Annotated in this window: 11 protein-coding genes; all 11 read left to right on the top strand. The window is 36.2% G+C overall.

Features of this window, described 5'->3' with window-relative positions; translation table 11 throughout:
- Positions 1–49 precede the first annotated feature (49 nt).
- Positions 50–1,132 carry an IS30 family transposase gene (locus BLR79_RS03670; RefSeq protein WP_092084977.1) on the top strand — a complete coding sequence of 361 codons (1,083 nt, stop codon included), beginning with the start codon at positions 50–52 and terminating at the stop codon, positions 1,130–1,132.
- A gap of 333 nt (positions 1,133–1,465) precedes the next feature.
- Positions 1,466–2,155: a LysM peptidoglycan-binding domain-containing protein gene (locus BLR79_RS03665; RefSeq protein WP_102227291.1), complete on the top strand. Its 690-nt coding sequence runs from the start codon at positions 1,466–1,468 to the stop codon at positions 2,153–2,155.
- Between the two features lie 74 nt (positions 2,156–2,229).
- On the top strand, positions 2,230–2,883 hold the full coding sequence (gene cmk / locus BLR79_RS03660; RefSeq protein WP_092084973.1) for a (d)CMP kinase: 654 nt from the start codon (positions 2,230–2,232) through the stop codon (positions 2,881–2,883).
- Between the two features lie 124 nt (positions 2,884–3,007).
- On the top strand, positions 3,008–4,288 hold the full coding sequence (gene rpsA, locus BLR79_RS03655) for a 30S ribosomal protein S1 (protein WP_092084971.1): 1,281 nt from the start codon (positions 3,008–3,010) through the stop codon (positions 4,286–4,288).
- 78 nt (positions 4,289–4,366) lie between these two features.
- A complete protein-coding gene (gene der / locus BLR79_RS03650; RefSeq protein WP_092084969.1) occupies positions 4,367–5,680 on the top strand; it encodes a ribosome biogenesis GTPase Der in 1,314 nt (437 codons plus the stop codon).
- Between the two features lie 136 nt (positions 5,681–5,816).
- A complete protein-coding gene (locus tag BLR79_RS03645) occupies positions 5,817–6,092 on the top strand; it encodes an HU family DNA-binding protein (RefSeq protein ID WP_092084967.1) in 276 nt (91 codons plus the stop codon).
- Positions 6,093–6,246: 154 nt separating this feature from the next.
- On the top strand, positions 6,247–7,548 hold the full coding sequence (locus BLR79_RS03640) for a tetratricopeptide repeat protein (protein ID WP_092084965.1): 1,302 nt from the start codon (positions 6,247–6,249) through the stop codon (positions 7,546–7,548).
- A 93-nt stretch (positions 7,549–7,641) separates the two neighbouring features.
- Positions 7,642–8,904, top strand: a complete 1,263-nt coding sequence (locus tag BLR79_RS03635) for a CCA tRNA nucleotidyltransferase (RefSeq protein WP_159427584.1) — start codon at positions 7,642–7,644, stop codon at positions 8,902–8,904.
- Entirely contained in the window at positions 8,897–11,416 is a 2,520-nt protein-coding gene (locus BLR79_RS03630) for an exonuclease domain-containing protein (protein WP_092084961.1), read from the top strand. Before BLR79_RS03635 ends, BLR79_RS03630 begins: the two co-directional genes overlap by 8 nt.
- 26 nt (positions 11,417–11,442) lie before the next feature.
- Positions 11,443–11,919 (top strand): PepSY domain-containing protein, encoded by a 477-nt coding sequence (locus BLR79_RS03625; protein ID WP_143338769.1) that lies wholly within the window; start codon positions 11,443–11,445, stop codon positions 11,917–11,919.
- Positions 11,920–11,969: 50 nt separating this feature from the next.
- The gene (locus BLR79_RS03620; RefSeq protein WP_092084957.1) at positions 11,970–12,722 is read left to right on the top strand and encodes a DnaD domain-containing protein; all 753 of its coding nucleotides are present in this window, start codon (positions 11,970–11,972) and stop codon (positions 12,720–12,722) included.
- The last annotated feature ends 17 nt before the right edge of the window (positions 12,723–12,739 follow it).

Raw genomic sequence — 12,739 nt, 5'->3', positions numbered from 1 at the left:
CATCTCTGCTATACTGATTTTAACCACAAAATACAGAGGAGGGATTTCGATGAGCTATACCTATTCTACCATAGTTCGGAAAAAATATTCACATATGACCTATGAGATGCGTAGAACGATGGAAAAGTTACTAATTGAGAATGACAAAGCGCCAAAGGCGAAGAAAAAAACCAACAAAGAGATTTATGAGTCTTTAGGCATCTCAAAAGCCACCTTCTACCGTGAGCGTAAGCGAGGCCTAGTAGATGTTGTAAGGTCTGACCTGGAGCCTTACAAAATGTATTCGGCCGATGTTGCACAGGATGACTATGATTTTGAAGCCACGAGAAAAGGCCCTAATCCAAAAATCGGAAACAATCATAAAGCAGCTAACTTCATTGAGGACTTAATCGCTAACGAATCCTACTCACCCTATGCGGCAAGCATTGCCCTCAGGAACGAAGAGATCTTGGGGCTCACTCTATCCTTTAAAACTATCTACAACTACATTGAGAGAGGGTTCTTCGCTTCTTTAACTAAGGAAGATCTGCCTCGTAAAGGTAAAAGCAGTAGGCGACAGTATAAGGGTGTACGAAGAACGAAAAGAGACCCCTTGGCTAAATCTATTCGTGATAGGCCTGAGGATGCTAATAACCGAAGTGAGTTAGGTCATTGGGAAATGGACTGCATGGAATCCGGTAAAAAACATCGTTCCACCTTACTAACGATGGTAGATCGCCGTTCCAGACGAACGATTCTCCTAAAGCTTTCTTCTCAAACTCAAAGTGCGGTTATCAAGGCTTTAGACGATCTTGAGAACAGCTTAGGCCCTGAAAAGTTTAAGATGACTTTTAAAACAATTACCGTAGATAACGGCAGTGAATTCTTAAACTGGAAAGATATGGAAGCATCATTTTTTGATAAAGATGAAAAGCGCTGCCGAATCTATTTCTGTGATGCTTACAGCGCCTATCAGAGAGGCACTAATGAACAAATCAACGGTCAGATACGCCGTCACATTCCAAAAGGATCCATCATTAGAGATTACTCCAAAGCTCAAATTAAAAGCATCGAGGAGTGGATCAATAATTATCCTAGAGGAATTCACGCCGGTCATTCTGCCTTGGACGTTTGGTTAGCTGAAGCCGCGTAGCCGGCGCCCTTGACAGCGATCCTCCTTCGGCATGGTTAAAGAGGGCAAGGTTTATGGGAATAATCCCATAAACCCTGGGCCCATCTCGCTATTTGCGAGTATCATGCCTCAGCTCATTGTCAAGCGAAGCTTCGCTGCCGGCAAGCACATGATTTACATTGCGTTTATAGCTCAGATGACCTAGGTAGGAAATGAGTCTTACTTTAACTTGCAATTAGCGAATTATTACGACTAAAAGATTAAATTCGCTTTTTTACTTCTTTTGCGCTAAAATTATGTTAAACTATGCTTAATATTAGTATTAAGCTAGAGTTAGTTGTAGGAGGAGAAAAAATGGCAAAAAACAATAAAAAAAATAACGTAAAAAAACAGCGCAATCGTATCGAAGAAGAAGCGCTTCAAGATGATGTAGAACAAGTTGAAGTAGATGAAAAGAGAGCTCGCCGAGCAAAGACTAAAAAGAAAAACGTTTCTAAAGCTAAAAAGGGGAATAAAGAAGCGTCCACTCTTGGAAAAGTACTTCTTTTCTTACTTATTATTGTAACAATTTTACCGTTTACAATTTATGCTTTATATACGCGTAACTCAACTTCAACAACCAATGAAGCGCGTACGGCGGACGAAATCCGTGCAAGCCGCTCACAAGAAGCTGAAAGCTCTAAAGGTTCTGAGTCAAGTTCAGCAAGTGAATCTGCTAGCGAATCAAGTGAATCAAGCAGCCAGCGTGAAGAGCAAAGCGGTAGTACAGAAATTTTACCAACTCAATCACGTAGTAGTTCACAAGAAAGTTCATCTAGACTAGAACCTGAGCCAGAGCCAACGCCAGAACCAGTACCAGTTCCTGAACCAGCACCGGCACCAGAACCAGCAGTGCCTCAATACGGTAGCTATACGATTCAAGCAGGCGATACATGGTACGGTGTTGCACGCAATTACGGTATTAGCGTTTACGAGTTAGCTGAGATGAACGGCGTATCGATTGATTCACCAATTCATCCAGGTCAAGTAATCGTCGTGCCTTAATTAAATTATGTTTAAGTTAGGTCAGTCTAGCGACTGGCCTATTTTAATTGGAAAATATTTAAGGAGGAATAGCTATGTTAACAATAGCAATTGATGGCCCCGCTTCATCAGGAAAAAGTACCATTGCACGCTTATTAGCGGAGCGTTTAAATATTATTTATGTCGATACTGGTGCGATGTACCGGGGGATTACTTATTATATGTTAACTCAAGGAAAAGAAATCGACTCTCAGGCTGATTTTTCTTTTCTAGAAGAAATTGATCTATCGTTTGAGTATATTAATGGCCTGCAGCACATTTTATTAAATGGACAAGATTTGACTCATGAGATAAGAGGTGAAGAGGTGACGAAATATGTTTCGCCAGTCGCTGCGATTCCTCAAGTCAGAGATTATTTGGTTTCAATGCAACAAAAAATGGCTGCAAAAACGTCTTTAGTAATGGACGGTCGTGATATTGGAACAACTGTTTTACCTCAAGCAACTTATAAGTTTTATTTTGAAGCAAGTCCTGAAGTGCGGGCCCTAAGACGTTACAAAGAAAATCAAGCACTCGGCTATACAAAAGAAAGTTTGGAAGAAATAAAAAAAGGAATTATTGAACGAGACCATTATGATATGAATCGTCCTGTTAGTCCATTGAAGCCAGCTCAAGATGCGATCATCATCGATACAAGCGATTTGACAATTGAAGAAGTATTGCAAAAAATTGAAGAAATCATCCATTAAAGTCAACAGATCAATGATTAAGGTAGACTAATGGCATTCCTTTTGATATACTATAACATAGTAGTCTTGAAGAACACTCGTTGTTCAAGATGATCTATGGTAATTGCTTAGGAGGAACTGGTTAATGTCAGAAGAAGTAAGAGAAGAAACAATCACATCAATGGAAGATGCATTAGATAGTGTTAAAGAAGTTCGTATCGGTGATACAGTTACAGCAGACGTTTTAGCGTTTGATGATAACCAAGTACGCGTAGCTATCCAAGAAAGTGGTGGCTTAGAAGGTGTTATTCCACGTAACGAACTTTCATCAACACCTATTGAAGAATTAACAGATGTTGTTAACGTTGGCGATCAAATCGAAGTAGTTGTTGTAAAGCCAATTCAAGATAAAGAAAATGGAAACTACTTATTATCAAAACGTCGCGTTGATGCACAAAAAGTATGGAAAGAAATCCAAGAAAAAGCAGAAAACGATGAAACAATTACAGCACCTGTTACAGATGTAGTTAAAGGTGGATTAGTTGTTAACGTTGGCGTACGTGGATTTATTCCAGCTTCAATGGTTGAAGATTTCTTCGTTGATGATTTCTCACCTTACAAAGGCAAAGAATTAGAATTAAAAATTATCGAAGTAGATCCAGCAGAAAACCGTCTAATCTTATCGCATAAAGAAATTTCACGCGCAAAACGTGAAGCTGAGCGTCAAGAAGCAATGGCTAACTTAGAAGAAGGATCAATCGTAGAAGGTACAGTTGCACGTCTAACTAACTTTGGTGCGTTTATTGACTTAAACGGTGTAGACGGACTTGTTCATATTTCTGAAATTGCTCACGAACACGTAAGAAAGCCATCTGATAAATTAACAGTAGGCGAAACAGTTAAAGTAAAAGTATTGTCAGTTGACGAAGAACGTGGACGTGTGTCATTATCAATTAAGGATACACAAGAAGGTCCATGGGAAAATATCGAAACAAAAGCACCAGAAGGAGCAGAATTAACAGGAACTGTTAAACGCTTAACTGACTTTGGAGCATTCGTTGAGGTATTCCCAGGGGTTGAAGGATTAGTTCATATTTCTCAAATTGCTTACGAACACATTGCTCACCCAAGTGATAAATTAACTGAAGGTGAAGAAGTTCAAGTTAAAGTTTTAAGTGTTGATCCAGAGCGTCAACGTCTATCTCTATCTATTAAAGCTTTACAAGAAAAGCCAGAAGGATATGAAGAGCCTAGAGAACGTGCTGAAAGATCACAACGTAACTCTGGTGAGCGTCGTCGTCAACCACGTAGACAACAACGCGAGACTAAACCAGCAGGATTTGTGAACGATACAGCGACTGAATCTAGCTTCTCTCTAGGAGATATGCTAGGAGATGCTTTAGCTGATTTTAAAGCTGAAGACTAATTCTAATAAGCTTTTGTTAAAGACTGACTATATAAGTCAGTCTTTATTTTTTTGAATGAATTTAATGGAGGTGTTGGAATGGTTACACCAACAGTAGCTTTAGTGGGGCGTCCTAATGTCGGAAAATCAACGATTTTTAACCGATTAGCTGGCGAACGTCTATCAATTGTAGAAGACCGCCCAGGCGTTACAAGAGACCGATTGTATGCAACGAGCACTTGGTTAGGCCGTCAGTTTAGAATTATTGATACAGGAGGTATCGATATGTCTGATGAGCCTTTAATGAATCAAGTACGTAATCAAGCAGAAATAGCTATGGATGAAGCGGATGTCATTATGATGGTTGCTAGCGTCCAAGAAGGAGTGACAGACTTAGATGAAGAGATTGCGATGTTATTGCATCGTACTCAAAAGCCGATTGTTTTACTAATAAATAAAGCCGACAATCCAGAACAGCGTCAATTAGTTTATGATTTTTATACCTTAGGTTTGGGCGAGCCTTATCCAATTTCAGGAAGTCACGGAACAGGTTTAGGAGATGCTTTAGATGAAGTGGTCTCTCATTTCCCATTACAAGATGAACAAGATGAGGATGACTCATTAATTCGCTTTAGTTTTATCGGGCGACCAAACGTAGGTAAATCAAGCCTTGTCAATGCCATGCTTGACGAGAAAAGGGTCATCGTATCTAACATCGAGGGAACGACCCGCGATGCGGTAGATACGCCTTTTGTCGATGAAGAAGGACAAGAGTATATGATGATCGATACAGCGGGAATCCGCCGCCGGGGTAAAGTCTACGAAAAAACAGAAAAATATAGTGTTTTAAGAGCTTTATCAGCGATCGAGCGTAGTGATATTGTATGTTTAGTTTTAGATGCCAAAACCGGTATCCAAGAGCAAGACAAGCGAGTCGCTGGGTATGCTTATGATGCTGGAAAAGGAATTATCATTTTAGTCAATAAGTGGGATATTGCTGAAAATAAAGAAACGCTTTTTGATGAAATGACAATGCAAATTCGCCAAGAGTTTCAATATCTTTCTTTTGCGCCTATTTTATTTGTTAGCGCTAAAACCAAGCAACGACTCGACCGTCTTCCAGAATTGTTAAAAATGATTGCAGAAAATAGACAGCGTCGTATTCAATCATCTGTATTAAATGATGTACTGATGGATGCAATAGCTATTAACCCGCCACCTTCAGATAAGGGGCGTCGCTTGAAGATTTTTTATATGACTCAAGTGTCGACTAAACCACCCACATTTGTCGCTTTTGTGAATGATAAAGACTTGATGCATTTTAGTTATGAACGCTTTTTAGAAAATCAATTAAGACGAGCCTTTTATTTTGAAGGAACTCCGATTCGAGTCATTACTCGTCAACGTTCGTAAGCTTTTACAGCGGATGAAATAGTAGAGAAACCGGACCAAATCTGTTGAATAAGCCCGGTGGATATGCTATTGTATAAACTAGTAAATGATAAGTATCTTTTATCATTTAATTATAACCATAAGGAGGATGCTACTCATGGCAAACAAAGCAGATTTAGTAGATCGCGTAGCAGACAAAACAAACTTAACTAAAAAAGACGTTACTGCAACAGTAGAAGCTCTTTTTGAATCAATTCAAGAGTTCTTAACTGAAGAAGAACGTGTACAAATCATCGGTTTCGGAACATTCGAAGTTCGTCACCGTGCAGCACGTAAAGGACGTAACCCACAAACTGGAGAAGAAATCCAAATTGCAGCAACTAAAGTACCAGCTTTCAAAGCAGGTAAAGCATTAAAAGATGCAGTAAAATAATTAAATTATTTATCTCCTTGCTTCGGCAAGGAGTTTTTTTGTGCTTTTTAATGATTTCTTCAAAAAATTTTAACAAATATATTTACATTAATTAAATAATTTGCTTTAATAGTATCTAGCACATAATAAAAAGTTCACAAGGAGGAACGAATCGTTGAAAAGAGTGGTTAAATTAAGGAGCTTAATTGACGATAATAAGCCCTTTTTAATAGTCCAAGAAGAAGCTAAAGGATATTTGGTAAAAAATGAAGAAGATGATCAAAGTTTAAAGCGCTATATTCGACTGGCAGAAGAATACATTTCAAAAGAAGAATATGCGGTAGGGATTAACTTGTTACGAATGTACTATGATGAATATCCCGCCATTCAAGTAGCCTTTAAGCTTGCTGAATCCTATTACTTAAATAAACAATTAGAAGAAGCTAAGTATTGGATTGAACGTACTAAAAGTGATGAATTACGCTATAAAGTAGGGTTACTTGAAGCACGAATATTATTCGAAGAGAAAAATTGGGAAGCATCGGAACAAATATTAGAACAAATTTGCCAAAAATTTCAACATAAAGATGCAGCCATTGAAATGTTAGGAGACGTTGCTAGTGCACAAGGATACTATAAGAAAGCTCAACGAGCCTATTTAGAACTATTTAACAAATCAAGTCGCAATGTTAATCTTCGCGATCTTTGTCTTAAACTATTAAAAAACGAAGGAAAAGTAAATTACTTAAACGATGAACAACTACTAGAGGTGATTCGACGTTTTAGAAGTAAAGATGAGCAGTTAGATATTAAAATTTGTAAAGCGTATTTTCATAAAAATCAATATCAAGAATCATTTATTTACTGCCAATCGATTTTACATCAAGGGGTTCGTCATCCTTATTTATATATTTTGCATGATTATCTAGCTTATCGGTTAAATCACCGCCAACTTTTTTCAAAGACGTTACTTTCTTATTTACAGGAATTGAGCGTAAGTTCAAAAGAGTATTTATTTTTATTAGAGACATTAAAAGAAGTAGAATTATTAAATGAAACTTCAATTGACTTAATTCATCAACGTTTTTTAGAAGAAGATCTAGGTGCTAACCAAGTGCAGATTGGAGAATATTTACTCGATTATTACTTTAAATATCACCAATATGATTTAGCTAAAGAATTACTAACGGTTCTACAAGTAGAAGAAGCGTTTCAACCACTCGCCGCTTATTTTAAAGGACGTCTCTATGAATTAGAAAAGAACTGGCAACTAGCAGCCTTTCACTACGATGAAGCAAGCAAAGCGTTAGTTTCAAAATTGGATGTCATTAAACGTCTAGCTTCTTGTTATATTTATCACGAAAACTATTATTTAGCTTGGAGTGTTCTTGAACAGTATCAAAACTCTATTTATGCTTATGATGATATCCATGAAGATATTGAACGCCTAAAGACATTTGCGAAAACAACTATTTAGCCGTTGATCGGAATATAAGCCTTCTTTGAAGATTGGATTTATTTACTATATAATTTAAACATTGAGCATAATGTACGGATGAGGAGGCTTTTTATGCACGTTGATTTTAAACATACGCCTTTTGAAAAAGCGAGTTATTTATTAGAACAGTTAGAAAAAGCAGGTTATGAAGCGTATTTTGTCGGAGGAAGCGTACGTGATACGTTATTATCTTTACCTATTCATGATGTGGATATTGCCTCTAGTGCAACTCCTGATGAAGTAGAGACAGTCTTTAATCACACGATTGATTTAGGCAAAGAACACGGAACCATTTTAGTCATGTATGAAAAAGAAGGTTACGAAATTACTACTTTTAGAACTGAAGGAGAGTATTCGGACAGCCGTCGCCCAGATCAAGTCTTTTTCGTTCGCAATTTAAAAGAAGATACTTTAAGACGTGACTTTACAATTAATGCGCTAGCTTTCGATAGAAAAGGTCAATTGTATGATTATCATAACGGGCAAGAAGATTTACAAAAAAAATTAATTCGTGCCGTAGGCAATCCCGACCAACGTTTTGAAGAAGATGCGTTAAGAATGTTTCGTGCTGTTCGTTTCGCTACTCAACTGGGATTTGAAATTGAAAAAGAGACGGTCAAAGCCTTAAAAACTCTAGCTCCAACCATTGAACTTATATCCATGGAGCGTAACCGCGTAGAGTTTTCTAAATATTTAACTGGCAAGTATTTTAAAAGCCACTATTACTATTTAGTTGATAGTCAACTATTAACCTATTTGCCGTTTTTTGATAACGGAATCTTATTAGAAGAAGTTTTTCATTCTTTAGCCAAAGATAGCGCATATTATATAGAAAACGACGCTGAGCTAACTGAAGAAATGGCTTGGTGTTTGTTAACAATTTATATGGGATTAACCATTAAACAAGCTAAGTCTTTTCTTAAACGATGGACTCATAGCAATGCTTTTATTACCACCGTTGTTCATTTGCGCTTATTGTATGATCATTATCAAGAAAATAAGCAGTGGTCGAATGAAATAGTTTATCAATATACAAAAGAAGAATTATTTTTAATGGAAGAATATTTAAATTTAACCCATCAAAAAGAAAGTTACACCGCACTTTTACAAAAAGAGCAATTACCCATTCAAAAAAGACAAGATATTTTAATAAATGGAAAAGACATTATGGAGTTATTAAATATGACAAAAGGTTCTGCTTTAATCGGTCAATTGCTTAATCAAGTAGAACAACAGATTTTAAGTCATCAGTTGAAAAATAATCCAAGAGAGATCGAACAATTTATCCTTCAAAAAGCAAATCATATGAAAGAAAGGAAGCAGTCATTTGATTGAAAAAGTTGCAGTGATTGATTTAGAAACCACTGGTCCACGTTATGAAGATGGAGACTGTATTATTCAAATTGGCGTTGTTTTATTAGATAATGGACAAGTCGTGCAGACTTATGAAACAAAAGTCAATCCACAAAGACTTATCCCTCATAATATTAGCCAATTAACGGGAATTTATGATAAAGATGTTGAAGATGTACCATACATCGAACAAGTCATTGAAGAGGTCTACCACTTAATAAAAGATCGCTATTTAGTGGCTCACAATGCGCCGTTTGATTACTCATTTTTATTCCATACGTTCCAACAACAACTTCAAATCGATTTTTATCCTATTGGAATTATTGATACTGTGTCGCTAGCTAAAATATTTTTTCCGCAAGCGCCAGCCTTTAATTTAACAGCGTTAAGTAAGTATTTAAACTTATCTTCCCTAAAGGCCCACGACGCACTAGCAGACGCTTTAGTCACAGGAGAGTTACTACAGTGCATTATAGAGAAAGTAAAAACCTTTTCTTCTTCTATCCGAAAAGATATTACTCCTATTTTAAAGGAGTTAAATTCAGTATATCTTCAATTATTAGACCAGCCCTTTGAAGAGAAAAATAAGGACGATGAAGAATCGAATCATACAACGTTCACTTTGGAAAATGATATACCTTTTGATACGTTAGAAGAGTTAGAGAGATTAACCGTACAAAGAGAATGGGTTCATCTATGGCCTACTAACCCTCAAGCGTCTTATTTATTTCAATTACAATTAATTCAACATTTTATTTCGAATAATCGCCCTATGATTGTTGGAGTGCATAATGAAAAAGAATTGGATTATGTTCTTTCTCATCTTTCAAGCTCTGATTGGGTAAAGCTATATTCTAAAGAAAGCTATTTTGATGAAAAACGTTACTATACTTTTTTAAATAAATTTAATACTTATCGATTAAAAGATAAACAATTAGTGGCTCTAGCTGCTAATCGCATTTGGTTAGAAGAAACAACAACAGGCTACATTCATGAAATTCATCATGAATTAAATATCTATCCACTATTAACAAAGCATACGAAAGCAGCGTCAAAACCAAGTAAATTTTTCCTACAAGCTTTAGAAAAAGCCAGCCTGTCTCCAGGTATTTTAATTCAATATAAACATTTAGATATTTTGAAAAAAGAGTCGTTTCGTCATCGATTTTGCTTTGTTTTAGATAGCGTCCAATATTACTTAGATCAAGTAGAATCAAGACAAAAAGAGCTTTCTTTTGAAGATGATCGCGATAAATTAAGACGTTTGTATCACGACATTGTTGACCAAAAACCTCCTACATCTGAACCGCTAAAGAAAATATTGCAACAAATCCAGCGAGTCGAAAAAGAGTACGATCAAGTTAGCTTTGAGCTCAAGCAACTATTAAAAGAATATCATCAACCGAATGATGAGCCACAAGAACAAATTAAAATTTATTTAACGAGTCAGACAATACGAAATTTCGAATGGAAGTCTAGACTAGACTCACTTAAAGCTCAGCTTAAAAAGCTACGCTTAGTGACTGAGCAGTGGCAAGCACCTTTTTATTTATATGATTCTTTACTAGAGTTAACTCGTTTTACTCAACGTAACCAACGAAGGCTATGGTATAGCGTTTCAGATAGTTGGTTGATTACTGGAGAAAGACTTTTCGAACAGTATTTGCATCCTAAGCTTATAATTAAGCCAGTTGAGTTACCGGAAAATCACCCTTTAAGTTATTTTGATCAAGTGATGACGTGGTCTACAGAGCCATTTAAAGATCTACAAGGCTATTACGAAGATCTTGTGATGATGGATTATTCAGTCGCTTTTAAGCACCAAGAAGATCCTTTTAAAGCTAAGACTAAATGGATTGTTCCAATGGAATATTTACAAATAGAAAAAACGGCGGAGAGTGGGCAAGAACGTGTTATCGAATCCCAAATGAATTACTTGCTCGATCAAGCTCCTACGAAAAAGAGTCAGCGCTATTTAATTATTACCAATCATTTGAATCAGTCGATTGAAACAACTAAAGCAATGCAAGCTCACCCTAAAATATCTAAAGACTATGTCGTTTTAGGAGAAGGGGTAAGCGGTAGTTTTAACAAAATCCTCGCTCGCACCCAAAATAGCCATCAAAGCATTATGGTTGTCACAATGGAGACCTATTTAAATGAAATGGTTGGATCAAACGCAGCATATAATGGTTTACTTTTACAAAGCTTGCCTTTTAAACCAATGCATCATGAAACGATACAATTTACTATAGAAACCGGTTTAATTGAGCAATGGCAAGCATTTGATCAAGTTATGATTGCAGATATGTTGGAGACGATGTATTTGTTTAAAAAAGTAACCGATACTTTGCCTACGATAGGTAGTTATTTACTATTTGACCAACGTTTATTTATTGCTGATTATTCGGATGAACTCATTGAATCTCTAAAAAATAGTTATGAATTTGATTTTAATACCGATATATCGATCGATTCGTGGTATACTAAATAAATACTGAAGATAAGAGGAGAGATAGTGTGTCCAGACGAACAGTCAGTATATTGACTTTTATCGTACTAATGATTTCTTTAACTTTTCTATTATTATTTATGAAAACTCAAAGTAAAGCGAATCAAGCAGAAGAAGAAGCAGTGAGTTTAATCGAATACGAAATGCCAGTCAAGCAAGTCCATCATTTTTATTGGACGACTATTCAAAAAGCATATTTTTCTTTAGACTTTACGAATGGTGATGATGAAAGAAAATACGCCATTATTGAACAAGACGGGGGTCAGTCTCATTATTTCGATTATGATACGTTGATCACTCAAGAAGAAGCAGCAAGTATTGCACAGTCTGAAAAAGACATACAAAAAATTATTCAAGTCCGTCTAGGGTTAAAAGATACGCTTCCTATTTGGGAAGTTACTTCAAAGCAAGAAGACGGTCGTCTTGACTATCTTTATATTGATGCGACAACAGGTGATATTGTCGATTCGATTGAAAACATTTAATGAGATGCCGGCCACAAGGCCGGCTTTTACTAATTTGAGGAGGAATAAAAATGGCTCACACATCATTTTATCAATGGGCTAAACGAGGAATGACATGGGTACCAAATGCGTTAATTCAATATTATGATCAACTTCAACTCACCTCGAAAGAATTCACTTTAATTGTGGCCATGTTATCTTTTATGGATGAAGATTTAACAATTGATCGATTAAAACAGTTGTCAAACCAATTAGGTTGGGATTTTCAAGAATTATTTACTTATATTGATCATTTATCATCTAAAGGCTATTTAGAAATTAATATGATTACGAATCAAGAAGGTAAAAAAACAGATCAATATTCAATTGAACCTTTGTTTAATGCGATTGAGCGTATTATGAACCAACGACCTAATGAAGCAATGGTTTATCAAACTCATCAAGGCGGAGCTTCTCAAACACATTCTCAAGATGACACTTTATCAAATAACCTAGAGTTGGTTCCTTTATTTGAACAAGAATTTAAACGTTCTTTATCACCGATGGAATTTGAAACGCTGAATCGTTGGTTAGTTCGAGAGAAGTACGACGAAGGATTAATTCGTCTAGCTTTACGAGAAGCAGTTATTCGTAATGCCTATAGTTTGAATTATATTGATAAAATTTTATTTACTTGGCAACAACAAAATATAACAACTGTTCCTCAAGCTCAAGAACAAATCCAACAATTTAACCAACAACAGTTTTTCAAAACAAACTCTACTCATCAAAGTACAACACACAATTACGATCACTTGAATATTCCATTGTTTAAAGCAGACTAAAAAAAGACGCCTAGGCG

This window comes from Dolosicoccus paucivorans, assembly GCF_900100125.1.
Taxonomy (GTDB): domain Bacteria; phylum Bacillota; class Bacilli; order Lactobacillales; family Aerococcaceae; genus Dolosicoccus; species Dolosicoccus paucivorans.
This window is presented reverse-complemented; position numbering and strand designations above follow the sequence as displayed.